Below are 23,218 nucleotides of genomic sequence, written 5' to 3'. Positions count from 1 at the left end.
GAAAAATCTCAACGATTAACTCTGTTTATCTTCCATCTGCTGGCGGCCAAACACCACCTCCATGCAGGCGCCGCCGAGCAGGCTTTCCCCGGCGATGATCTCTCCATCATATTGTTCGACAATTTCACGCGCAACGGAGAGCCCTACCCCCTGGCCGGGACGCAGGGTATCAGCCCGCTGGCCGCGGTCGAAAACGGCCCGGCGCTGGCTCTGCGGGATCCCCGGCCCATCGTCTTCCACCAGGATGTGCAGATGGCTGTCGGTGGTCTGGCGCACGGAAACTTCCACGAACTCCAGGCAATACTTACAGGCGTTATCAAGAACGTTACCCATCACTTCCATAAAATCGTTCTGCTCGCCGACAAAAGTGATCTCCGGCGAGATGTCGAGCGAGATATTGACCCCTTTGCGCTGATAGACCTTGTTGAGAGCGGAAGTCAGGCTGTCAAGCAGGGGGGCGATCGGGTGTAATTCCCGGCTCAAGAGGGTGCCGCCGCTGCGCATGCTGGCGCGATGCAGGTAATAACCAATCTGCTGCGAGATGCGGCTTATCTGCTCCAGCATCACCGGCTCCGCCTCGTCGACGCTGATCTTCTCGCCGCGCAGCGAGCGCAGTGTACTCTGCATCACCGCCAGCGGCGTTTTCAGACTGTGAGTGAGATCGGTGAGGGTAGTGCGGTATTTGTCATAGCGTTCGCGCTCGCTGCGAACCAGGCGGTTGAGGTTGCTGACCAGCCGGGTCAGCTCGCGAGTGGTGTTGGGATTGAGCTTTTCGCGGTGATGTTCCTCCAGTTCGCGCACCTCTTTGGCCAGCGACTCAATGGGCCGCAGGCTCCACCAGGCGGCGACCCACAGCAGGGGGATCACCAGCAGCAGGTTGGCGGCCAGCACATAGACAAACCAGCTCCACACCATATAGCTGCGCTTGAGCTCCACCGGAATGGTGTCGACCACCACAATGCTGAGCTGAGGCATTTTGCTGGTGGCCGGGTAGAGGTTGATCGCCACCGAGTGGGTCATCTCAGAGTCGTCGCCCTGTTCGCGGATAGCGTCCAGCTGTTCCTGAATCTCATGGTTATTGCGCAACAGCATACTGCTGCTGTCGACATCGGCTTCAATCTCATGGAAGCCATTGCGTTTCAGCCATTCCGGTTGAATGCGTTTCGCCAGCCATGGAACATCACGCTGCGCCCACAGCAGTTTGCCCTGCTCATCGTAGATAAGGGTCACCGTCGGGCTTTCCATATTCAGGTTTTCCGGGATGTCGACGTCAATAGCGCCGTTTTCCCATCTCGCCAGCATATAAAAGAGATTGCTCTCGCCGCGCAGCAGGCGAAAGGTGGTTTTATCGAAGCTAACGCTATAGCCCACCAGGGCCACCATGCCGTAGGCCAGGGAGAGCACCAGCACCACCCCGGCGGTCGCCAGCAGGAAGCGAACCCGTAATGACAGCGGGAAGATATGCCGCAACAGTCCCTTCATCAGCGCAATTCGAACAGATAGCCCTGGCCGCGCACCGTAGTGATGACGTCCTGTGGGTATTCAGCCTGAATTTTCTTGCGCAGCCGACCCATCAGCACGTCGATGGTGTGGCTTTCTCGCAGTTCGGCATCCGGGTAAAGCTGGAGCATCAGCGAATCTTTGCTGACCACTTTGCCGCGGTTACGGATCAGGGTTTCCATAATGGTGTATTCAAAGGCGGTCAGCTTGATCGGCTGGTCATTCACCGACAGCTCGCGCCGGGAGAGGTCGACCTGGAACGGCGGCAGGGAGATCACCTGCGAGGCCAGACCGCTGTTACGGCGCAGCAGCGCCTGCATGCGGGCGGCAACCTCTTCAATATGGAAAGGCTTGGTGACGTAATCATCCGCCCCGGCGCTCAGCACTTCCACTTTATCCTGCCATCCTTCGCGGGCGGTCAGCACCAGCACCGGCAGCGACACGTCGTGGCTGCGCCAGCGGCGGATCAGTGATAAACCGTCTTCATCCGGCAGGCCGAGATCGACGATGGCGATATCCGGGAGATGTTCGCCCAGATAGTAGTCCGCTTCCCTGGCATCTTCCGCCGCATCGACCTGATGGCCCAGCTCCTGCAGCTGAACTTTGAGGTGGTGACGCAGCAGGGCATTATCCTCAACCACGAGTACGCGCATGGCTGTTCTCCCTAGCATTTTCGATAGTAGTCTGACGCTCATTATATACGCAAAATATAAACGGCTGTTAAATAAAGCTTTTTATAAAAAGGGCCCCTGGTGCCCCCGGGCTGGCCAGCATTCGGCGGCGCCCTTTGCGCATACTGCATGGAACTCCTTCATTCTATGCGTAATTTCAGTAAACGCCCAGCGGCAGGATGCGAACGGCGAGCGGGTTGGTGATGTTAATTTTTTGTGTAATAGTGCTGGAATAACCCCTCAAGAACGTCGCAGGTTATCCATTATGTCTCAGCAGCAGAGCGCGGACTGGGTCAGGCTGGCGCAATCGCCCAGCCGGACGGAACGCATCGAAGCCTTCTTCGGCGGCCACGGCTACGAACCGCACCGGCATGATACCTACGCCATCGGCCAGACGATCGCCGGCGTGCAGAGCTTTCACTATCGCGGCGGACTCCAGCACAGCCTGCCCGGCGGAACGATGGTGCTTCATCCGGACGAAATACACGATGGCGAGGCGGGCACCGAGGCGGGGTTTCACTACCGTATGGTTTATATCGAACCGGCGCTGATCCAGAAGATACTCGGCGGCAGGCCACTACCGTTTATCCCCGACGGCCTGTCGGCGGATCCACGGCTACGTCGCGCCGCGCAGCCGCTGTTGAAAGCGGTCACGGATACCTTCGAGCCGCTGGAGGAAGAGGATGCTCTGTACGACCTGGCGCAGACCCTGGCCGTTGTCGGCGGCCAACGTTCCCGTCGCCAGGCGTTTGATTATCAGGCGGCGGAGAGGGCCCGGGAGTATATTCATGCCTGTTTTATGCAGGATATGACCCTCGACACCCTGTCGCAGGTCAGCGGCCGGGACCGCTGGAGCCTGAGCCGGGATTTCAGAACGCTGTACGGCACCAGCCCGTGGCGCTACGTCATGATGCGCCGGCTCGATTTTTGCCGCCAGCGGATGCGCGCCGGGGAACGTCTGGTGGATATTGCCGCCGACGCGGGCTTTGCCGATCAGAGCCACATGACGCGCCAGTTTATCAGCCGCTTTGGTCTCTCTCCGGGCCGCTGGCTGCGGGCGATCCGCGGCTAGCGCGGTTCAGGTTGCACAATCGTTCAAGCGTGACCGCGGCGAGGCGAACTATGCTGACTGCCTTTATCACAAGGAGACAGCCCATGTATCAACTCGTTAATCTTGCTCAGAAATTTTCCCTGTTCAGCGAACAATGGCAGCCCAAAGTGGTGGCTGAGATGAACGACTATCAGTTCAAGATCGTGCGCATCGTCGGCGATTTTATCTGGCACAGCCACCCGGAAACCGATGAGACATTGATGGTGGTGGAGGGGGTATTGCGCGTGGACTTCCGCGACGGGCATGTGCTGGTGAAGGCCGGGGAGATGATCGTCGTGCCGCGCGGGGTGGAACATAAGACCTCGGCGGAGACGGAAGCGAAGCTGATGCTGATTGAGCCGCGCGGGGTGTTGAATACCGGCCACGAAGGCGGCGAGCGGACGGCGGTGAACGACGTTTGGATCTGATCGCTTTCCGGCGATAAAACGCCCCTCTTTCCGGCGGAAAGAGGGGCAGGGCGATTACTTCAGCTCGTCAACCATGGTGGTTGCCCGACCGATATAGTTGGCCGGGGTCATCGCTTTGAGACGCACTTTTTCCTCTTCCGGCAGGGCGAGGCTGTCAATAAACTGCTTCATCCCTTCCGCGTCCACGCGTTTGCCGCGGGTCAGCTCTTTCAGCTTCTCGTAAGGTTTTTCGATACCGTAACGACGCATCACGGTCTGGATCGGCTCAGCCAGTACTTCCCAGTTGTGATCCAGTTCGTCCAGCAGGCGATCCTGGTTCAGCTCCAGCTTGCTGATCCCTTTGAGGGTGGACTGATAGGCGATCAGCGCATAGCCGATGCCCACGCCGAGGTTACGCAGAACGGTGGAGTCGGTCAGGTCGCGCTGCCAGCGGGAAACCGGCAGTTTGCTGGCCAGGTGCTGCATGACCGCATTGGCCAGGCCGAGATTGCCTTCGGAGTTTTCGAAGTCAATTGGGTTCACCTTGTGCGGCATGGTGGAGGAGCCGATTTCCCCGGCGATGGTTTTCTGTTTGAAGTGGTTGAGCGCGATATAGCCCCACACGTCGCGATCGAAGTCGATCAGAATGGTGTTGAAGCGCGCGATGCAGTCAAACAGCTCAGCGATATAGTCATGCGGCTCGATCTGCGTGGTGTACGGGTTCCACTGAATACCCAGCGAGGTAACGAACTCTTCGCTGAACTGATGCCAGTCGACTTCCGGGTAGGCGGCGATGTGGGCGTTGTAGTTACCCACCGCGCCGTTGATTTTACCGAGGATTTCCACCTGGTTCAGCTGACGATACTGCCGCTCCATACGGTAGGCGACGTTCGCCATCTCTTTACCCATGGTGGACGGCGTTGCCGGCTGGCCGTGGGTACGGGAGAGCAGCGGCACATCGCGGTACTGGGTCGCCAGATCTTTTACCGCGTCAATCAGTTTGCGCCAGTAAGGCAGAACCACTTCGTCGCGGGCGGTTTTCAGCATCAGCGCGTGGGAGAGGTTATTGATGTCTTCAGACGTACAGGCGAAGTGAATAAACTCTGATACCGCGTGCAGCTCGGCGATGTCAGCGACTTTCTCTTTCAGGAAATACTCTACCGCTTTCACGTCGTGGTTAGTGGTGCGCTCGATGGTTTTGATGCGCTCCGCGTCTTCAACGCTGAAATCGGCGACGATTTTATCAAGGAAACCGTTTGCGTCGGCAGCAAAAGCAGGAACTTCCTTGATCGCTGCGTGGGCGGCCAGTTTTTGCAGCCAACGTACTTCCACCTGAACGCGGAATTTCAGCAAACCGAATTCGCTGAAGATACCGCGCAGCGCGCTGACTTTATCGCCGTAGCGGCCGTCTACAGGGGAAACGGCGGTCAGTGAGGATAATTCCATAGATCACAACTCCGGGGTTAAATGAGCAAGAATTTGCTTTGCCTGGTTAACCAGACGATTACGGGAAAACATAAGCTGCAGACGTCCGCCGCCCACCTGATGCCAGAGCACCGCGGCGCGAATACCCGCCAGCAGCGCTGAGCGAACTTTCGCCTGCACCTGCGGGCTTTGCAGCACGGCAGGGGAGCCGGTCACCTGAATACGCGGCCCCAGCGGGCTTATCACATCGACATAGATGCCCGCCATGGCGCTGAGCAGCGTTTCGGACTGCAGGTCAAAGTGTTCCAGCTGACGGTGCAGGCCGGCGATGCGGTTGCCGAGCGTGTCCATCGCCCCTTTACTGGCGGCGAGCTTGCGCTCCAGCACCATCAGGCTCAGGGTATAGCGGGTGAGTTCCGCATTGAGGCCCTGACGGCTGCTGGTATTGAGCACCCCGAGCAGCGTTTCAAGACCGAGGCGAAGATTGGCTTCACTGCCACCGAACACCGCCAGCGTCGACTCAGGATCGAGGTCGATGATGCTGTTCAGCGACACATGCAGGGCATCGCTGTCGCAATGTCCCTGATGCGCCAGTTGCTGAACCAGTCGCGCCGCCTGGCAAACGCCAGCCAGCGCCAGGGTGATGTCATAGTAATTCTTCGCCACACATACTCCTTGTCAGCCGCCAGGGCGGTTCGTCCCGGCGGAAATAACGCGCGTTCAGGACTGCAGAGGCAGTCGTTGTTCAATAATTCCGCCGCCGAGGCACACTTCCCCTAAATAGAACACTGCGGACTGGCCCGGGGTCACCGCCGCGACCGGCTCATCGAAGCGGACTTCGATACGGTCTTCATCCAGCGCGGTAACGGTGCAGGGGATATCGGTCTGGCGATAGCGGGTTTTCACCGTGCAGCGCAGGGTGCCCTGCAGCGGTTCACGGTTTACCCAGTGCAGCTGTTGGGCAATCAGACCGACGGACATCAGGCGCGGGTGGTCATGGCCCTGGGCGACGATAAGAATATTATTCTCAACGTCTTTATCGACCACGTACCATGGATCTTCACTACCCTCTTTGGTGCCGCCGATACCCAGCCCTTTACGCTGGCCCAGGGTGTGGTACATCAGCCCCTGATGAGTACCGATCTCCTCGCCGTCGACGGTGAGGATTTTGCCCGGCTGCGCCGGCAGATAGCGGCCAAGGAAATCGCGGAATTTACGCTCGCCGATAAAGCAGATGCCGGTGGAATCTTTTTTCTTCGCGGTGATCAGATCCAGCTCTTCGGCGATCTTACGCACCTGCGGTTTTTCCAGCTCACCCACCGGGAACAGGCTCTGGGCAATCTGCTCGTGGCTAAGGGTGTAGAGGAAGTAGCTCTGATCTTTGTTGCCGTCGAGGCCGCGCAGCAGCTGGCTTTTACCGTCGACATCGGCGCGGCGCACATAGTGCCCGGTGGCGATGTAGTCGGCGCCGAGGTCTTCGGCAGCAAACTCGAGGAAGGCTTTAAACTTGATCTCTTTATTGCACAGAATATCCGGGTTCGGCGTGCGGCCGGCTTTGTACTCTTCCAGGAAGAGCTCAAAGACGTTATCCCAATATTCGGCGGCAAAGTTAACGGTGTGCAGTTCAATGCCCAGCTTATCGCAGACCGCTTGCGCATCGGCAAGGTCGGCGGCGGCGGTGCAGTATTCCTCGCCGTCGTCTTCCTCCCAGTTCTTCATGAACAGGCCTTCCACCTTATACCCTTGCTGCAGCAGCAGGTACGCGGAGACCGAGGAGTCGACGCCGCCGGACATGCCGACGATCACTTTTTTCTGGCTTTCTGACATGGAAATACTCGCTACATTGAACTTCGAGGCGGCGTATTCTAGCACGCGCTCACCGTTCATTCACCCCCTGTGAACGGCCAGTTAAATGCGCCAATCAGCGACAGCGGCTGCCGCGGGTCCTGCAGGTAGCAGCGAATGCTTTCGGCAACCAGCGGCGAGCGCAGGTTCGGCGCGTTAAGAATTTCCTCAGCACTGAGCCACAGGCAGCGATCGATATCGCTGTCGTGCGGTTCAGTGGCGCACAGATCGCTAAGTTCGATGGCGAACAGGAAGCGCAGAAACGGGGTGTTATCGGGAGCCAACCACTGATGCATGCGGATGAAGTGCTGCGGCGTGGCGCGAATGCCGGTCTCTTCCCACAGTTCACGTTCGGCGGCCTGCAGCAGCGTTTCATTGGCCTCGAGATGGCCGGCCGGCTGGTTCCACAGCGCTTTGCCGTTAATGGTTTCTTCGACGATGAGAAATTTATCCTGGGCGTGAACCACGCAGGCAACGGTGACATGAGGTTTAAACATCGCTTTTCCTTTTCAGTTATTCGGCTTTGCGCCAGTCGCCGTTGGCCAGTCCGTCGAGGGTATAGCCGCCCATGGCGTAGCGGATCAGCCGCAGGGTGGGGAAGCCGACGTGGGCGGTCATCCGGCGCACCTGGCGGTTGCGTCCCTCGTAGAGCGTGATTTTCAACCAGCGGGTGGGAATCGATTTGCGCTCACGAATCGGCGGGTTGCGCGGCCACAGCCAGACGGGCTCCTCGACAAGTTCTACGCCGGCAGGCAGGGTGGGGCCGTCGTTAAGGGTGACGCCGTCGCGCAAGGCGGTCAGCGCCTCGGGCGTGGGTTCGCCTTCCACCTGAACATAGTAGATCTTGCCGGTGCGCTTACCCGGCTGGGTCAGCTTCGCCTGCAGCGCGCCGTCGTTGGTCAGCACCAGCAGGCCTTCGCTGTCGCGATCGAGCCGACCTGCGGCGTAAACGCCCGCCACCGGAATAAAATCTTTCAGCGTGCTGCGCCCGGCCTCGTCGGTAAATTGCGGCAACACATCATAGGGTTTATTGAACAAGATCACAGTTTTTGGCTGGCGTTCTTTACGTTGTCTGGTGACTTGTTGTGTGCTGAATCGCTCAACGCGATGTTTTCTAAATGAAGTTTTCTGCATGGTATTTTCAGGCTTTATCAATTGCCGCATTATAGCCTAATTACGAATGCCTTTCATGGACGCAAACATTCAGGTAGTATTGACATGCTCATTACAAATTATTAACAAAAAATTGCTCAAACCGATTCGCACTACAGGCAGGAAGGCGACACGGACGCGATAGCTCCGGTTAGCGGGAAGACCCGGTACGCCGAAGCTGGCCGACTCAGCCAACACCAGGCTCGCGTGAAGAGGGAAGAGCAGAACCAGAAGCGCTCGAAGGAGAGGTTAATGGAAAGCAAAGTAGTAGTTCCGGCGGAAGGTCAAAAAATCACCCTGCAAAACGGCAAACTGAACGTCCCTCACAATCCGATTATCCCGTTCATTGAAGGTGACGGTATCGGCGTTGACGTTACCCCAGCGATGCTGAAAGTGGTTGATGCCGCCGTTGAGAAAGCCTATAAGGGCGAGCGTAAAATTTCCTGGATGGAAGTTTACACCGGTGAGAAATCAACCCACGTCTATGGCCAGGACGTCTGGCTGCCAGCTGAAACCCTCGATCTGATTCGTGACTACCGCGTTGCTATCAAAGGTCCTCTGACCACCCCAGTCGGCGGCGGCATTCGTTCTCTGAACGTGGCGCTGCGCCAGGAGCTGGATCTTTACGTCTGCCTGCGTCCGGTACGTTACTACCAGGGCACCCCGAGCCCGGTTAAACACCCGGAACTGACCGACATGGTTATCTTCCGTGAAAACTCAGAAGATATCTATGCGGGTATCGAGTGGAAAGCCGACTCTGCGGAAGCAGACAAAGTGATCAAATTCCTGCGCGATGAGATGGGTGTGAAGAAAATTCGCTTCCCGGAACATTGCGGCATCGGCATCAAGCCGTGCTCTGAAGAAGGCACCAAACGCCTGGTGCGCGCCGCGATTGAATACGCGATCACCAACGATCGTGATTCCGTCACTCTGGTGCACAAAGGCAACATCATGAAGTTCACCGAAGGCGCGTTCAAAGACTGGGGCTACCAGCTGGCTCGCGAAGAGTTCGGCGGCGAGCTGATCGACGGCGGTCCTTGGGTGAAAATCAAGAACCCGAACACCGGCAAAGAGATCGTGGTGAAAGACGTGATCGCCGATGCGTTCCTGCAGCAGATCCTGCTGCGTCCGGCGGAATACGACGTTATCGCCTGTATGAACCTGAACGGCGACTATATCTCTGACGCCCTGGCGGCGCAGGTTGGCGGTATCGGTATCGCCCCGGGCGCCAACATCGGTGACGAGTGCGCGCTGTTCGAAGCGACTCACGGTACTGCGCCGAAGTATGCCGGCCAGGACAAAGTGAACCCGGGCTCCATCATCCTGTCCGCAGAGATGATGCTGCGCCACATGCAGTGGTTCGAAGCCGCAGACCTGATCGTTAAAGGCATGGAAGGCGCTATCGCCGCCAAGACCGTGACCTATGACTTCGAACGTCTGATGGAAGGCGCTAAACTGCTGAAATGTAGCGAGTTTGGCGACGCGATTATCGCGAACATGTAATCCCGTTGGTGGATTAAGTAAAAGCGGGAGCCGATGGGCTCCCGCTTTTTTTCGCCTTCAGGCAATTATTCTGCCGGACGCTTGAAGCATTAGGCGATGGCGAATGTCCCGCAGCGCAACGTTCAACAAAGCTATATACCTCATGACAGGGAGAGATCCATTTGCCGTAAGAGCTCGCATGAAAACGGATTGCACGCCAGGCGTCATACTGATGGCCCGACCGGCTTAAACCGGGGCCGTTCGGCGAATATGTGCTGTAGCCTAAACTCAGGCTATCCGCTCACTTTCAGATTAAACAGCCGGGACAGCGCCGCTCTGCCGCTATCCGTCACTTGTACTTCCCGATATCCCGGCGCGCGGGTTATCCATCCTTTTTGCAGGAACAGCGTCATTAGCGACGAACCGGCATCGCCGCCCAGATGAAAACGTCTTTCGCTCCAGTCGAGACAGGGGCAGCAGGGCTTACGCCGTGGGCGGGCGTTAAACACTGCGCCAAGGCGTTCAAGCTGGGTTTTACCGGCTGACGTCAGGGCCAGGCCATCTGCCGCCAGCCATTTTTCCCTCAGCATAAATTCATAAATATTGACCGCCAGCTCGCCCGCCAGATGATCGTAGCAGGTCCGGGCGTAGCGAAGATTAACCGGCGTGCTGGGGAGAAGCGTCTTATGCGCTTGCATAGAGACGCCCATCAGGTTTTCCAGCAGCCCGGCAATATGCGAGCCCGCCAGGCGGTAATAGCGGTGGCGCCCCTGCGCGAGACACACCACCAGTCCGTTGCTGAGCAGCCGGGCAAGATGGCCGCTGGTGGTGGAGGCGGACACCTCGGCGACCGTACTGAGTTCGGTTGCCGTCCATGCGCGCCCGTCCATCAGCGCGCAGAGAATACTGACCCTTGACGAGTCAGAGAGGGCGGAGGCCACCATCGCCATAGCGGTTTCCAGCGCCTCCTCTGGCTCACTGTCTTGCTGCGGTTTCAGGAGATTCATTCAGAAAGTATGGCCCATTTTTTGGTCACTTCCGCTGCCCGGGCGTCATCATCGGTAAGGAGAATGAGCCGGTTACGGTGGTCGCTGTACTGTACCAGAATATTAATACCATTATGGGCCAGGGTGTCCGCGATGTCTCCCAGTTCCCCAGGACGTTCCTGAGGTAACTTTCGTATCAGAGGACGGCATACATTGCTGACCGTAAAGCCGGCCTCGGTCAGCACCCTGCGGGCTGTCTCACCGTCTTCCACCAGAAAATGCGCATGTCCGGCATCAGGCGTGGTGAATACGCCACCGCCTTCGAGCCCCACGCCGTTGTTACCCAGCGCCATACCCATTGCGCCAAGCGAGCCCGGCGAGTTGCTGAGAATCACGTGAATGTCATACATCCGACTGTGCTCCCCGATCCGATGCGTAATCCCGGAACACGCGGGCGACGCGTATTCTGTAGTATGAAAAAATCGATGCTTTGCCTTCGCGCTGGGCAGCCAGATGCCGCTCATTTTGCTGCCAGTTGGCCACCGAGGCTTCATCTTCCCACCAGGATAACGAGAGTATTTTGCCGGGCGTACTCAGGCTCTGAAAGCGCTCGATGGCAATAAACCCCGGCGTGTCTGATAGCAAAGGCGTCAGCCCGGCCGCCAGCTGAAGATATCTTTCCTGTGCTTGTGGTAAGGCGTCGGCCTCAAAAAGTACCGCAATCATAACTCTGCTCCATGGTGAATTTCCCGGCAGTCTACTGACGGCCAGAGCAGGAAGCTTCGGTATGCAGCGAAATATGCCAGGCAGGAGATCAACGATTGCAACGGAAATGCTCCCAGGCGTTATTGCGATGGTGAATAAAAAAGAACGCCAGCCATGCGATACGGCAGCCTGAGCGCACAGGGCTGGCTGAGTTTTAGTGAAATCGCGATGTGGGGGGATAAACCCTGACGGCTGCGGCTATCGATGAAAGCGATCGCCGACGGGCAGTACGGGCGGGAAAGCCGTTTTACTGACATGCAGAATATGAACCCGGAAACGCTCGCCCGGACTAGCGAAGCGCCGCCGGGCGATAATCGAAAGAGCACGTTGTCTGCCACCGGTCACGCCTTCAGGCTCCGCGCTCTCCTCGGGCGTGAATTTTTACCTTAGCCGGGAGACCTGCGTCTCGCCTACTGTGCATGGCGGCGCAGGGTGGAGGCGGGGTGGCGCCGCAGCGCCTCTTCGGGACGCACAGGGCGCCGCACCAGTTCGCCGCCGCAGTTCGGGCAATGTCCGTTCAGTCGCGTCGTCATGCAGTCCCGGCAAAAGGTGCACTCGAACGAACAGATAAACGCCTCGGGTGAGTCTGGCGGCAGATCTTTATCACAGCATTCGCAATTCGGACGTAACTCGAGCATCAACTTCTCCTCTGGTGAACGGCTATATCAGCGACGGCGGGCCAAAGCACGCTATGTTTATATCATGCCGCGATCGGTCCGCCGAGAATTTCCTTGCGCGGTAATCGCCTTCTCAGAGGGTCGCTTTCCCGGGCTGCATTCCCGGTACGAGGATCACTTTGCGGCACGCCTCTTCACGTTTCTCAAAGATCTGATAGCCGCGCGCGGCCTCCTCCAGCGGCATATGGTGAGTGACAATCTCCTCCGGGGTAAGCAGCCCTTGCTCAATAAGCGCCAGCAGATCCGGCAGCCAGGCGTGGACGTGGGTTTGTCCCATCCTGAAGGTCAGTCCTTTATCAAAGGCATCGCCAAACATAAAGCCGTGGATGAAACCGGCGTAAACCCCGGGTACGCTGACGATGCCGCCGCGGCGCACGGCGGCGATGCACTGGCGCAGGGCTTTTCCGCTGCTCCCCTCGATTTTCAGGGTGCTGAGGACGGTTTCCGTAAGGCTACCTTTCGCCTCGAAGCCCACGGCGTCGATCACCGAGTCGACGCCGCGATGGCCCGGCGTGTTATCGATAATCCACTGCGCAGGATCGTCATGGTGGTCAAAGTTTATCGGGATCGCGCCATAGCGTTGTTGCGCGAAATCGAGTCGGTAATCGTTATGATCGATGATAAATATCTGTTCTGCGCCATTGAGCCTGGCGCAGGAGGCGCAGAGCAGGCCTACCGGGCCGGCGCCAAAAATAGCCACGCTACTGCCGGGTTTGACCTCGGCGTTTTTAACCGCCTGCCAGGCGGTGGGCAGAATATCTGACAGAAACAGCACCTTTTCATCGGGTAAGGTGTCTGGCACTTTAAACGGTCCGGTATTGGCTTTGGGGACCCGTACATATTCCGCCTGGCCGCCCGGGATCCCGCCGTACAAATCGCTATAGCCAAACAGCGCCGCCGGTGGCGAAATGCCTTTTCGATTGAGCGTCGCTCCCTGGCCGCTATTGGTGCTTTCGCAGGCGGCATACTGCTGCAAGCGACAAAAGAAGCAGTCTCCGCAGGCGATGACAAACGGGATAACCACCCGGTCGCCTTTGCGGACCGCGGTGACCTCGGAACCGGCTTCCACCACTTCCCCCATAAATTCATGGCCGAAAATATCACCATGGTGCGTGCCGGGGATCTTTCCGCGGTACAGATGCAGATCGGAACCGCAAATCGCTGTCGCGGTGACGCGCAGAATAATATCGTCCGCTGCCTCAAGGGCCGGGTCAGGCATGTTGTCGACGCTGACATGATGCGGGCCGTGATAAGTGAGTGCTTTCATAGAATATTCTCCTCGAGAGAAAGGTTGACAGCATGCGGTTCTTCGGCCTGGTGAACGGCTGCTATCGTCACCGATAAATCATCGTAAAAAATAAAGCGTAGAGTACTAATAATGGAACTGCGTGATATTCCAGGAGCTGAATATATTCCACGCTTCGCTTATTTCCCGGCTGGTCTGTTCGAGTTATTTGCCTATTGCCCTTATGTGTGCCAGTATTAACCGGGCATGATATTCGCTCCATTTTGTTTGCTAGCCGCTTCCCCAGCGGCTTTTTTTTATCCGTAAAACCAGGAAAAATTCTGAATTTCAGTCTGGCAAAGGGCAATGCTGCCGCTTCGTTATATAACCCAACGGTAGTAATCCTCCGGTATAGATAATTCTTTGCCGCAGAGGTGATCTGCATACATTATTTCCCTGAACACAGTGAGTTAGCGGCAAGGTGCCGTCTGGTTATTTTTCAGGTGTCTTGTAGAATTATTCCGAATTACTGCTAAAAGGTGTCGAAAAAACGGAATAATAATTTGACTAACCAGCATTGCCCGCTAGATTTAAATATCGAACGACGAGTGATACGGAATATTTTCGTATCGTACTGACATAACCGATATACATGAGGTGAAATATGGCAGAGCATCGTGGTGGTTCCGGTAATTTTGCTGAAGACCGTGAAAAAGCTTCTGAAGCAGGTCGTAAAGGTGGTCAGCACAGCGGCGGGAACTTTAAAAATGATCCGCAGCGTGCGTCCGAAGCGGGTAAAAAAGGCGGACAGAATAGCCACGGTGGTGGCCGCAAGTCCGATAATTCCTGATTATCCTTTTCCTTGCACCCTGAAGTGAAAGTATCTCCTGCGAGTCTGTCACAGACTCGCAGTTATTTTCTGACTCCAGAAGGTATTTCTATGAATATGAAAAGCATTGAAGATGTATTTATTCACCTGCTCTCAGATACCTACAGCGCAGAGAAACAATTAACCCGCGGGCTGGCTAAACTAGCCAGAGCGGCGTCCAGTGAAAAACTCAGCGCGGCGTTCAATGCTCATCTTGAAGAAACCCAGGGCCAGATCGAACGTATCGACCAGATTATTGAACAGGAATCCAACCTGAAAATCAAACGCATGAAATGCGTGGCCATGGAAGGATTAATCGAAGAAGCTAATGAAGTCGTTGAGAGCACGGAAAAAAATGAGGTACGTGATGCTGCATTAATTGCCGCTGCGCAAAAGGTCGAGCATTACGAAATTGCCAGTTACGGTACTCTGGTCACCCTGGCAGAGCAGTTGGGCTATAAAAAAGCAGCCAAACTGCTTGCCGAAACCCTGGAAGAAGAAAAACAAACCGATGTGAAATTAACCGATCTGGCGGTAGGTAATATTAATAAGAAAGCGGAAAAATAAACTCTCCCTGACACGAGGAAATCACGATGAATCACGTTGAACATTACCATGACTGGCTACGAGATGCGCATGCCATGGAAAAACAGGCAGAGTCCATGCTGGAATCAATGGCTGGCCGTATCGATAATTATCCGGATCTCCGTGCCAGAATCGAACAGCATGTTAACGAGACCAAACGGCAAATTACCGTGCTGGAAGAGATCCTCGACCGCAATGAGATTTCGCGCTCGGTGATTAAAGATTCGATGAGTAAAATGGCGGCTCTCGGCCAGTCCATCGGCGGGATGTTTCCTTCCGATGAAATCGTCAAAGGCTCGATCAGCGGGTACGTTTTCGAGCAGTTTGAAATCGCCTGCTATACCTCTCTGCTGGCGGCCGCTGAAAAAGCGGGCGATACCGCCTCCATCCCAGCCATTGAAGCCATCCTGGCGGAAGAGCGGGAAATGGCCGACTGGCTGATTAAACATATTCCTCAGACCACGGAGCAGTTTCTCCTGCGTTCAGATGCTGACGGCGTAGAAGCGAAAAAATAACCCAGGAGGCAGGCCTATGTTTCGTCATGTGAAACAACTGCAGTATACCGTACGCGTTGCTGAACCGAATCCGGGGCTCGCGAATTTACTGCTCGAACAGTTTGGCGGCCCTCAGGGCGAGCTGGCCGCCGCGTGTCGTTATTTCACCCAGGGATTAAGCGATGACGATCCCGGCCGCAAAGATATGCTGATGGATATCGCGACAGAGGAGTTGAGCCATCTGGAGATCATTGGCACTTTGGTCGGCATGCTGAATAAAGGCGCCAAAGGAGCCCTGGCGGAGGGCACCGAGAGCGAGGCGGAACTCTATCGTTCGCTCACCGCCAACGGCAATGACAGCCATATTACATCCCTGCTGTACGGCGGCGGTACCCCGCTGACCAACTCGGCGGGCGTGCCGTGGACGGCGGCCTACATTGATACTATCGGCGAACCCACCGCCGACCTGCGGTCGAATGTCGCGGCGGAGGCGAGGGCGAAGATCGTCTATGAACGCCTGATCAACGTGACCGACGATCCTGGCGTGAAAGACGCGCTGGCCTTCCTGATGACCCGCGAAGCGGCGCATCAGCTCTCTTTTGAGAAGGCCTTGCAGTCGATTCGCAACAACTATCCACCGGGCAAACTGCCGCCCATTAGCGAGTACGCTAACACCTACTACAATATGTCTGAAGGTGGAGAAGTACGCGGCAGCTGGAACAGTGACAAACACTTCGATTATGTCAAGGATCCACAGCCGGGCGTAGACGGCGGAGATGGCAGTGCTTCTGTCGGCCTGACGCCAGAGCAGGAAGCGCTGTGCAAAGCGATGCTGAAGCGAACGCAGTCTGACCCGCAGGGCGATCCTTTGACCGGCGCCGAACTCGGCGCCGGGAAGCAAAACACTTCATCATCAGCTAAGTGATGTTCGCATGAGCCCCGGCTGCGGTCGGGGCGATTCACAATGATGGGTGTGGAATATGTTTGAATTCGACGCGTTTCATCTGGCCCGATTGCAATTCGCCTTTACCGTATCCTTCCATATCCTCTTTCCGGCCATCACCATCGGCCTTGCCAGCTACCTTGTGGTGCTTGAGGGGATGTGGCTGCGAACCCGGGATAATGTCTGGCGTTCACTCTACAATTTCTGGCTGAAAATTTTTGCCGTCAATTTTGGCATGGGCGTAGTCTCCGGATTAGTCATGTCCTATCAGTTCGGCACCAACTGGAGCGGATTTTCCCAGTTCGCTGGCAGTATTACCGGCCCGCTGCTGCTGTACGAAGTGCTGACCGCCTTCTTCCTTGAAGCGGGATTCCTCGGGGTGATGCTGTTTGGCTGGAATAAAGTGCCGCCAGCGCTGCATTTTTTTACCACCTGCATGGTGGCGCTTGGCACGTTGGTCTCTACCTTCTGGATCCTTGCCTCCAATAGCTGGATGCAGACGCCGCAGGGTTTTATCATCGAAAATGGCCATCTCATCCCGCAGGACTGGCTGGCGATTATCTTTAATCCCTCTTTTCCGTATCGCTTGTTCCATATGGCGATAGCCGCGTTTCTCAGTAGCGCCATGTTCGTCGGGGCGTCTGCCGCGTGGCATCTTCTGCGCGGCAACGACTCGCCGGCCATCCGCAAAATGCTGTCGATGGCGATGTGGATGGCGCTGCTGGTGGCGCCGATCCAGGCGGTGGTGGGGGATATGCATGGTCTTAACACCCTTGAGCATCAGCCGGCGAAGATCGCGGCCATCGAAGGGCACTGGGAAAATCGCCCCGGCGAGGCCACGCCGCTGCTGCTGTTTGGCCTGCCGGACATGGAGCAGGAGCGGACCCGCTATGGTCTGGAGATCCCCGCTCTCGGTAGCCTGATCCTTACCCACAGCCTGCATAAGCAGGTGCCGGCCCTGAAAGACTTCCCGAAAGAGGACCGACCCTATTCGCCCGCCGTCTTCTGGTCGTTTCGCATCATGGTCGGGATGGGCGTGTTGATGATCGCCTTAGGGATCTGCAGCGCCTGGCTGCGCTATCGGCGGCGGCTGTACCACTCGCGTCCCTTCCAGTGGTTTGCGCTCTGTATGGGGCCCGCCGGTCTTATTGCCCTGGTCGCCGGGTGGGTGACCACCGAGATGGGCCGCCAGCCGTGGGTGATATACGGGTTGTTGCGCACGCGGGATGCGGTGTCGTTGCACAGCACCCTGCAGATGGCCATCAGCCTGCTGGTATTTATCGTGGTTTACTGCGCCGTGTTTGGCGTGGGGTATTACTACATTTTCCGGCTTATCAAAAAAGGGCCGCAGCCGGTGACGGAGCTGACCTCGCAAACCGCAGGCACCCCGGCGCGTCCGCTCTCAGCGGCTGAGCCGGTGCGTGATGAGGAGAACGCATCATGAGCATCGATATCTCGGTGATTTGGTTTGTCATCATTGTCTTCGCCACGCTGATGTATATCGTGATGGATGGTTTCGATTTAGGTATTGGGATGCTCTTCAGCGTGGTGCATGATGGCGAAGAGCGCGATGTGATGGTCAACAGCGTCGCCCCCGTCTGGGATGGTAACGAAACCTGGCTGGTGCTCGGCGGGGCAGGGTTGTTCGGCGCCTTTCCGCTGGCCTATGCGGTGATCACCGATGCGCTGGTTATCCCGCTGACGGCGATGCTCATCGGCCTGATTTTTCGCGGCGTGGCCTTTGAATTTCGTTTTAAAGCGGTTCCCTCGCATCGCATCTTCTGGGACTATGCCTTTGCCGGCGGCTCGCTGTTGGCGACCTTCAGCCAGGGGATTGTCGTCGGCGCGTTTATCAACGGCTTTGCGGTGGCTGACCGCCGCTTCGCCGGTTCGACGCTGGACTGGCTTACCCCTTTCAATCTGTTCTGCGGTCTGGGGCTGGTGGTGGCCTATCTGCTGCTGGGCACCACGTGGTTGATTATGAAAAGCGAAGGCGCGCTGCAGCAGCGGATGCGCGAGCTGACCCGCAAGGTACTGCTGGCGCTGATGGCTGTGATCGCGGTGGTCAGCGTCTGGACGCCGTTGGGCTGGCGCTACGTGGCGGAACGCTGGTTTACGCTGCCCAATTTCTTCTGGTTCGTGCCGGTGCCGATTCTGGTGTTGGCTCTGAGCCTGTGGATCTGGCGCCTGAGCGCGCGCCCCGCCAGCCACGCCCGTCCCTTTATCCTGACGCTGGGCCTGATTTTCCTCGGCTTCAGCGGGTTGGGGATCAGCGTCTGGCCGAACATTATCCCACCGCATATCTCTCTGTGGGATGCCGCTGCGCCGCCGTCCAGCCAGGTATTTATGCTGCCGGGGGCGCTGCTCATTATCCCGGTGATCCTGATGTATACCGCCTGGAGCTACTACGTCTTTCGCGGCAAAGTCTCCGGTAGCGAGGGCTATCACTGAGAGGCCAACAGGCGGGCTGCTGATTGACCGGCGCGTCGCGCCGTCCGGTCAGGGATGACCGAGAGGGATGCGCACAAACCGGTGATCTGCTGCAACGACTCGGGCCGGGTGTTTATGCCTTCGGCGGCTTGATCTTAATAATAAATCGTTCGTTAACCCGGGTGATCCTCGCGCCAATATCGCCAAACTCGGTGGCGATTTTAAAAAAATCGTCCGCGGCGACATCAAAATCGAGTTCAATCTTCGGGTGTTGTCCTGTCGCCAGTAATTCATAGAAATGGTCAAGGCTGCGGGCTTTTTCTCTAGGCATCTTATTTCTCCATGGTAAACCAATCTGCAGGGGTTTTATTGCTTACGGCGCTTTTACGGATTATTCAGCAGGATGACAAACGTGCCTGATATAAAATTATGCAATGACAGTAAGAATGAGGCAGGGCGAGGTTATTCCGTGTTGTTAAACCGCGTGGCGACGCGTTGTCCGCCATACCATGACGGCAGAGACGACCCTGCGGCGCCGGTTGATGATAGACATTTTTTGATGACAAATTAATGACAATAAAATGAATCTGTCCGGGCTCGGGATGGCATCGTGCTAAATAATTTTATTCTGTGGCTGGTAAGGTGGTTGTTAACTACTTTATGGTGATGGAGCGTCTTTTTTAGGGCCAACGGCGAGGGAACAACGATGCAATTACTTGATTTATTCGCAGGCTTATTATGGTTAAGCAGCGTTATCTTCCTGCTGTTTGTTCTTGATGTGATCATCACCCGTTATCTTTATCGTAAATAATCGACAACGACAGCGGCGTTGGGCATAGGGGACGGCGTCGGAGGATGATAATATAACCCGCGGACTGATTCAGAAAGGAATGCGCGGTGGCCGGGAGAATTGATTACGATATTGAAAAATACCAGTTTACCGAAGCCGGTGAGACGCCACGGCTCCGGGAGCAGTGGCGCGAAGTATACCTGGAGTGTCGTCAGCTGCGGGCCGGGGCAGAGGAGCGCCTGCGCATTGCGTTACTGAACGTCGACTATGTCACCAGCTTCGAGCTGCCTTTTCGCCTGCTGCTGGTGCGCGCGCCGCAGCTAATCGCCGATGTTCGTGAGACATTGCAGCTTAGCCGTAAAGCCGCCGTTTTCAACGGCAAACGTTACGGCTGCGTCTATAGTTTGAAACAGGATTTACAGGCTGTACCGGAAGCCTTTCATTACCGCCTGGCAAACCGCATTCGTCGCGTCGATGCAACCGGGCTGACGGCGGCCCCGTATCAGCAGATTGCCCGGGAGATAAAGCCGGCCCGGGAGCGGCTCCGCCAGGCGCTGAACGCCGGCCTGCCGGTCACCGCTCTCGACGCCCTGTTCTGGTTCGGCAGTCAGCGAGTGGCGGCGGACATCGCGCAGTTGCGCCGGTCCGGCATGGCGATTGTCACGACGGAGGTGGAGGTCAGCGACAATTTGTTCAATACCACCCGACGAGTGCCCGTTTACCGCCTGGCCAGCGAGTGAATCGGCGACCTTTCGCCCAGCCGTTGCCTCTGCAGACAGTTGACCATTGCCCGGTCGAACCAGACGCACAGCCCTCTGGCGATAGGCCGCGGGGCCGGTTCCAGCCATGCGCTGGCGATGAGCATGAGGAGCATTAGCGCCAGTGGAACCATGTATTTTCTTTTCACTGCCCTTTATCCGCTGCGCCTGTTCTGCCAGCAAGGTAGCGGTAAAGTATGACGTTTCGTTGACCGGGGCAGCGTTTTTATTATTGGCAAGCGGTTGCGTTGGGCCAGAGATTATTCATCTTTTGGCATACGAGAGGACGAAAACTGGCGGCTTGTATTTTTGATTTTTATTACACCACGCTTTTTTTTGCCGCCGGGGAAAAGCGTAATGTGGCTACGACTGGATGCGGCTCGTCATGTAACTGGCTGGTTTGAAACAATATTTTAATTGTTGTCTAAACGCATGCGACAGCGGTGGCTAATTTATATTAATTCACTTTACCGATCAATAAATTATATGTTGATAGTTTTTAGCTATCGAATGTTTCTTATCGATCATTTTAAACTATTTTTGTTGGCGGTAAATATATGACATGCTTTAACCCTTTCTTATTTTTGGTATTTTTTAAATGGTTGAAGAAAACGCGAAAAATACCTCCTATCGCTTCGTACTGGAGCCCGCTATTAGCGATGATGGCAGCTGCCACTCGTGGGAATTGCTCACTAAAGATATTATAGCACCCGCGCGAAATAACGCCTCAGCGCCCGCGTTTTCTTTCTCCACGCTTACCGAAAGCGATAAGCTTGCACTATTTACCCGACAAATCGAGTTGCTTTCCGTATTTGATTTTTCCCTGGTCGATAATAAGCCGATCTCGCTCAATATCGATGATTTATTAAGCCATTTTATTCTGACGGACCGCTATCTCTGCGATTTTCTGCGCTCGTGTAAGCATATTGCTTTGGAGATAAATGAGAATTTTCATGAGTTTATCGCCGGCCGCGAGCTGACGGCGCTAAGCACGCTGGCGGCGCTTTGTCCGGTCTGGCTGGATGATTTTGGTCGCGGGCGAACCTCCTTCCCGCTGCTGGAGAGATTCCGCTTCGATTGCGTCAAAGTGGATAAGGATTACTTCTGGGATAAAGAAAACGACCCCGCTTTGCCCGGTCTGTTGCAGTCTATTCATACCCTGACCGGCCATGTGATCGTTGAGGGTATCGAAACCGAAAAGCAAAAACGGTTAATCACTTCTGCCGGGGACATCATAGGTCAGGGCCGCTACTGGAAGGAAGAATATATTTTTCTTTGCGGTTGAGGGTCGACCGGGGGCTGGTTTCGGTTACCTGCTATTCTTTTATTTTCCAGTTTTAAATTCCCCCTTTGCTACTGATAGTCTTTATTAGCGCAGTGATAAGCGCCTCTCTTTTTTATGAAGGATCATTCCCTGTAAATACCCCCATGCGTAACGCCCCGATCGCCATTTCGACGTAAGCCAGGAGCTGATTTCTGAGCTGCGCGAGCTGGTGAAAAAAGATCTCGCCGCTGCGATCAATTAATCCTGCCTGCGCCATCCGCTCAGGATCGCGCGGCATGGAAAAATGCCGCCGTTTACCGGCGGCTATTGCTTATTTTGCGCTACCCTGGTTTTTTTCCAGCCGGGCGAAATACTCCGGTGCAAACGGGCGCGGATCGACGTCGGCAAACGGCGCGCGCTCAAAGTGCGATTTCAGTGCCCAGGGGACCGTGCAGTCAAAAATGGTCTTGCAGCTGATGCCATTTCCACGGATCGACGGGCTGTATTCCGGCGTCTGGGACGGATCCAGCTGGTGACCGCGAATGCCGGGGATTGTCGTAATGCTGACGTCCCCCTGCATGCGGGTGGTCATCGCCCACAGGATATCGTCGCTGTCAAAGATGTCGACATCTTCATCAACCAGAATAATATTTTTTAGCTCGGAATAGGTTGCCAGCGCCAGCAGCGCGGCCTGCCCCTGCCGGCCTTCATCGGCGGGTTGACGTTTTTTCACCTGCAGGATCCCGAGGAACTTACCGCCACCCGCGGTGTGGGCGTAGACATTTTGTAAAAAGCCCGGAATGGCGGCCTCGACGGCATTCCAGATACTGGCTTCCGTTGGCAGGCCGGCGAGGGTGGTATGCTCTTCCCCCGGTCCCACCAGGGTCTGCAGAATCGCATTGTTTCGCATGGTCACTGCTTTGACTTTGATTACCGGCAGCGACGGATTAGCGCCGCCGCAGTAGCCAGGAAATTCCGGCATCGCGTGGCCGCTATTGGTGTGCTGATCCTCTCTGACGCGCACGCCAGGCAACAGCTCACCTTCGATAACGATCTCGGCGCGGGCGATGGCTTTCTCCGGGACGCTGACGCCCTGAACCAGCTCCACCGGACGTTGACGCAGCGCGCCGGCGACGCCCAGCTCGTTATAGCCGAACGGCGTGGTAGGGGCTTCGAAGCAGGCGCCAATATAGATGGCCGGATCGAGACCCATATTGATGGTTATCGGCAGCGGTTTGCCGGCGGCCTCGGCCTTCTGGCGAAACACTTCGATATGGCGGCCGGCGGCAAGAAACATCGACAGCTCATCCCGGCCCTGAACGCACAAGCGGTGGATGGTGACGTCGGTCAGCGAGGCGTCGTCGGGATCGCTGGCCAGCGCCAGGCCCAGGCAGAAGAAGGGGCCGGCGTCGATAGGGGTGTTGGTGGGCGCCGGAAGCAGGGTGCGCAAATCAAAATCCGGATCGTCGGCCAGAAAGATCTGTTCCTGGCAGGGGGCGCTGCTGGCCGGGACGACCACCGGCGCGACCGGTTTTTTCACCGCCTTACCCACTTCAAGGGCCAGCTGCGAGGCTTCGCAGCCCAGCAGCAGCGCGGCCCGCTGGCGGCTGGCGTGCATACCCACCAGAATGCGCGAGTGTGGATAACCCTTAATATTGTTAAACATCATCGCCGGCCCGATGCGGGTGGGGCGCTTCACGGTGCCGCCCGCGCCGATATGGCGATAAACACCGGCCAGCTCGGCGTTAGGGTCAACCGGATGATCGGTTTCGAGATACTGATTGTCATGCTGTTGCAGCAGCGCGATGGCGTCGCGCAGATCCTGAATCGGTGCGGTCATGATGTTCTCCTTAGCGTATCG

30 protein-coding genes are annotated in these 23,218 nt (G+C 56.5%); 13 read left to right on the top strand and 17 right to left on the bottom strand.

Going from position 1 to position 23,218, the window contains the following annotated elements; genetic code table 11:
- Positions 1-15: 15 nt before the first annotated feature.
- Positions 16-1,482: a two-component system sensor histidine kinase PhoQ gene (gene phoQ / locus KB890_RS04680; protein ID WP_004147969.1), complete on the bottom strand. Its 1,467-nt coding sequence runs from the start codon at positions 1,480-1,482 to the stop codon at positions 16-18.
- A complete protein-coding gene (gene phoP, locus KB890_RS04675) occupies positions 1,482-2,153 on the bottom strand; it encodes a two-component system response regulator PhoP (RefSeq protein ID WP_004150807.1) in 672 nt (223 codons plus the stop codon). Before phoP ends, phoQ begins: the two co-directional genes overlap by 1 nt.
- A gap of 283 nt (positions 2,154-2,436) precedes the next feature.
- Here phoP and KB890_RS04670 point away from each other — a divergent pair, with 283 nt between their 5' ends.
- Positions 2,437-3,243: an AraC family transcriptional regulator gene (locus KB890_RS04670; protein ID WP_004179353.1), complete on the top strand. Its 807-nt coding sequence runs from the start codon at positions 2,437-2,439 to the stop codon at positions 3,241-3,243.
- An 83-nt stretch (positions 3,244-3,326) separates the two neighbouring features.
- Entirely contained in the window at positions 3,327-3,689 is a 363-nt protein-coding gene (locus KB890_RS04665) for a cupin domain-containing protein (RefSeq protein WP_019705568.1), read from the top strand.
- 54 nt (positions 3,690-3,743) lie between these two features.
- On the opposite strand, the gene purB is transcribed toward KB890_RS04665, so the two are convergent.
- From purB to rluE, 5 genes are read right to left on the bottom strand one after another with little or no spacing between them, the layout of a single operon-like run.
- On the bottom strand, positions 3,744-5,114 hold the full coding sequence (purB, locus tag KB890_RS04660) for an adenylosuccinate lyase (protein ID WP_004150804.1): 1,371 nt from the start codon (positions 5,112-5,114) through the stop codon (positions 3,744-3,746).
- Between the two features lie 3 nt (positions 5,115-5,117).
- Positions 5,118-5,759: a high frequency lysogenization protein HflD gene (hflD, locus tag KB890_RS04655; protein ID WP_004140557.1), complete on the bottom strand. Its 642-nt coding sequence runs from the start codon at positions 5,757-5,759 to the stop codon at positions 5,118-5,120.
- 54 nt (positions 5,760-5,813) lie between these two features.
- Positions 5,814-6,920 (bottom strand): tRNA 2-thiouridine(34) synthase MnmA, encoded by a 1,107-nt coding sequence (gene mnmA, locus KB890_RS04650; RefSeq protein ID WP_004150803.1) that lies wholly within the window; start codon positions 6,918-6,920, stop codon positions 5,814-5,816.
- A gap of 56 nt (positions 6,921-6,976) precedes the next feature.
- The gene (locus KB890_RS04645) at positions 6,977-7,435 is read right to left on the bottom strand and encodes an NUDIX hydrolase (RefSeq protein WP_004150802.1); all 459 of its coding nucleotides are present in this window, start codon (positions 7,433-7,435) and stop codon (positions 6,977-6,979) included.
- Positions 7,436-7,451: 16 nt separating this feature from the next.
- Positions 7,452-8,102 carry a 23S rRNA pseudouridine(2457) synthase RluE gene (gene rluE, locus KB890_RS04640; RefSeq protein WP_004150801.1) on the bottom strand — a complete coding sequence of 217 codons (651 nt, stop codon included), beginning with the start codon at positions 8,100-8,102 and terminating at the stop codon, positions 7,452-7,454.
- A gap of 240 nt (positions 8,103-8,342) precedes the next feature.
- Between rluE and icd the strand changes: the two genes are divergently transcribed.
- On the top strand, positions 8,343-9,593 hold the full coding sequence (icd, locus tag KB890_RS04635) for an NADP-dependent isocitrate dehydrogenase (protein ID WP_004150800.1): 1,251 nt from the start codon (positions 8,343-8,345) through the stop codon (positions 9,591-9,593).
- 272 nt (positions 9,594-9,865) lie between these two features.
- On the opposite strand, the gene KB890_RS04630 is transcribed toward icd, so the two are convergent.
- The 4 genes from KB890_RS04630 to KB890_RS04615 form a co-directional block, all read right to left on the bottom strand.
- Positions 9,866-10,579, bottom strand: a complete 714-nt coding sequence (locus KB890_RS04630; protein WP_020324087.1) for an ArsR/SmtB family transcription factor — start codon at positions 10,577-10,579, stop codon at positions 9,866-9,868.
- A complete protein-coding gene (locus KB890_RS04625) occupies positions 10,576-10,968 on the bottom strand; it encodes an amino acid-binding protein (protein ID WP_004150798.1) in 393 nt (130 codons plus the stop codon). The genes KB890_RS04630 and KB890_RS04625 overlap by 4 nt, the downstream gene beginning before the upstream one ends.
- Complete coding sequence (locus KB890_RS04620) at positions 10,961-11,284, bottom strand: antibiotic biosynthesis monooxygenase family protein (protein WP_004150797.1); 324 nt, start codon at positions 11,282-11,284, stop codon at positions 10,961-10,963. Before KB890_RS04620 ends, KB890_RS04625 begins: the two co-directional genes overlap by 8 nt.
- Before the next feature lie 119 nt (positions 11,285-11,403).
- A complete protein-coding gene (locus tag KB890_RS04615) occupies positions 11,404-11,580 on the bottom strand; it encodes a hypothetical protein (RefSeq protein ID WP_020805510.1) in 177 nt (58 codons plus the stop codon).
- On the opposite strand from KB890_RS04615, the gene KB890_RS27735 reads away from it, so the two are divergent.
- On the top strand, positions 11,528-11,713 hold the full coding sequence (locus KB890_RS27735; protein WP_019704434.1) for a hypothetical protein: 186 nt from the start codon (positions 11,528-11,530) through the stop codon (positions 11,711-11,713). The genes KB890_RS04615 and KB890_RS27735 overlap by 53 nt on opposite strands.
- Before the next feature lie 20 nt (positions 11,714-11,733).
- Here the strand turns inward: KB890_RS27735 and KB890_RS04610 are convergent, their stop codons facing one another.
- The 3 genes from KB890_RS04610 to KB890_RS04600 form a co-directional block, all read right to left on the bottom strand.
- The gene (locus tag KB890_RS04610) at positions 11,734-11,961 is read right to left on the bottom strand and encodes a DUF1272 domain-containing protein (RefSeq protein ID WP_004140530.1); all 228 of its coding nucleotides are present in this window, start codon (positions 11,959-11,961) and stop codon (positions 11,734-11,736) included.
- Between the two features lie 112 nt (positions 11,962-12,073).
- Positions 12,074-13,267: a zinc-dependent alcohol dehydrogenase gene (locus KB890_RS04605; protein ID WP_020324096.1), complete on the bottom strand. Its 1,194-nt coding sequence runs from the start codon at positions 13,265-13,267 to the stop codon at positions 12,074-12,076.
- Positions 13,268-13,334: 67 nt separating this feature from the next.
- Entirely contained in the window at positions 13,335-13,670 is a 336-nt protein-coding gene (locus KB890_RS04600; RefSeq protein ID WP_022631258.1) for a hypothetical protein, read from the bottom strand.
- A 219-nt stretch (positions 13,671-13,889) separates the two neighbouring features.
- On the opposite strand from KB890_RS04600, the gene KB890_RS04595 reads away from it, so the two are divergent.
- The 6 genes from KB890_RS04595 to cydB all read left to right on the top strand — a co-directional run bounded on the left by KB890_RS04595 (position 13,890) and on the right by cydB (position 18,566).
- Positions 13,890-14,075 (top strand): con-10 family general stress protein, encoded by a 186-nt coding sequence (locus tag KB890_RS04595; RefSeq protein ID WP_004150795.1) that lies wholly within the window; start codon positions 13,890-13,892, stop codon positions 14,073-14,075.
- A gap of 90 nt (positions 14,076-14,165) precedes the next feature.
- Positions 14,166-14,660: a YciE/YciF ferroxidase family protein gene (locus tag KB890_RS04590; protein ID WP_004148027.1), complete on the top strand. Its 495-nt coding sequence runs from the start codon at positions 14,166-14,168 to the stop codon at positions 14,658-14,660.
- A gap of 26 nt (positions 14,661-14,686) precedes the next feature.
- A complete protein-coding gene (locus tag KB890_RS04585) occupies positions 14,687-15,193 on the top strand; it encodes a ferritin-like domain-containing protein (protein WP_004140514.1) in 507 nt (168 codons plus the stop codon).
- 16 nt (positions 15,194-15,209) lie between these two features.
- Positions 15,210-16,097, top strand: coding sequence for a manganese catalase family protein (locus KB890_RS04580; protein ID WP_004179357.1), 888 nt, complete (start codon positions 15,210-15,212; stop codon positions 16,095-16,097).
- A gap of 55 nt (positions 16,098-16,152) precedes the next feature.
- The gene (locus tag KB890_RS04575) at positions 16,153-17,559 is read left to right on the top strand and encodes a cytochrome ubiquinol oxidase subunit I (protein WP_004140511.1); all 1,407 of its coding nucleotides are present in this window, start codon (positions 16,153-16,155) and stop codon (positions 17,557-17,559) included.
- Complete coding sequence (cydB, locus tag KB890_RS04570; protein ID WP_004140509.1) at positions 17,556-18,566, top strand: cytochrome d ubiquinol oxidase subunit II; 1,011 nt, start codon at positions 17,556-17,558, stop codon at positions 18,564-18,566. The genes KB890_RS04575 and cydB overlap by 4 nt, the downstream gene beginning before the upstream one ends.
- Positions 18,567-18,678: 112 nt before the next feature.
- Here cydB and KB890_RS04565 read toward each other — a convergent pair whose 3' ends face one another.
- Entirely contained in the window at positions 18,679-18,876 is a 198-nt protein-coding gene (locus KB890_RS04565) for a hypothetical protein (RefSeq protein ID WP_020324075.1), read from the bottom strand.
- Between the two features lie 566 nt (positions 18,877-19,442).
- Between KB890_RS04565 and KB890_RS04560 the strand changes: the two genes are divergently transcribed.
- The 3 genes from KB890_RS04560 to KB890_RS04550 all read left to right on the top strand — a co-directional run bounded on the left by KB890_RS04560 (position 19,443) and on the right by KB890_RS04550 (position 21,378).
- On the top strand, positions 19,443-20,075 hold the full coding sequence (locus KB890_RS04560) for an ECs1377 family protein (RefSeq protein WP_004150791.1): 633 nt from the start codon (positions 19,443-19,445) through the stop codon (positions 20,073-20,075).
- A gap of 39 nt (positions 20,076-20,114) precedes the next feature.
- Positions 20,115-20,294, top strand: coding sequence for a hypothetical protein (locus KB890_RS04555; protein WP_020324078.1), 180 nt, complete (start codon positions 20,115-20,117; stop codon positions 20,292-20,294).
- Positions 20,295-20,691: 397 nt separating this feature from the next.
- Complete coding sequence (locus KB890_RS04550; protein WP_004150790.1) at positions 20,692-21,378, top strand: KPN_01159 family EAL domain c-di-GMP phosphodiesterase; 687 nt, start codon at positions 20,692-20,694, stop codon at positions 21,376-21,378.
- A gap of 112 nt (positions 21,379-21,490) precedes the next feature.
- Here KB890_RS04550 and KB890_RS04545 read toward each other — a convergent pair whose 3' ends face one another.
- Both KB890_RS04545 and KB890_RS04540 read right to left on the bottom strand, forming a co-directional pair.
- Positions 21,491-21,655, bottom strand: a complete 165-nt coding sequence (locus tag KB890_RS04545; RefSeq protein ID WP_009486509.1) for a hypothetical protein — start codon at positions 21,653-21,655, stop codon at positions 21,491-21,493.
- A gap of 33 nt (positions 21,656-21,688) precedes the next feature.
- Positions 21,689-23,197 carry a UbiD family decarboxylase gene (locus KB890_RS04540; protein WP_004140497.1) on the bottom strand — a complete coding sequence of 503 codons (1,509 nt, stop codon included), beginning with the start codon at positions 23,195-23,197 and terminating at the stop codon, positions 21,689-21,691.
- Positions 23,198-23,218: the final 21 nt, after the last annotated feature.

Origin of the sequence: Klebsiella sp. P1954, assembly GCF_018199955.1 — a bacterium.
Lineage (GTDB): Bacteria > Pseudomonadota > Gammaproteobacteria > Enterobacterales > Enterobacteriaceae > Klebsiella > Klebsiella pneumoniae.
Note: the sequence above shows the minus strand (reverse complement) of the source record. Positions and strands in the feature narration are given on the sequence as shown.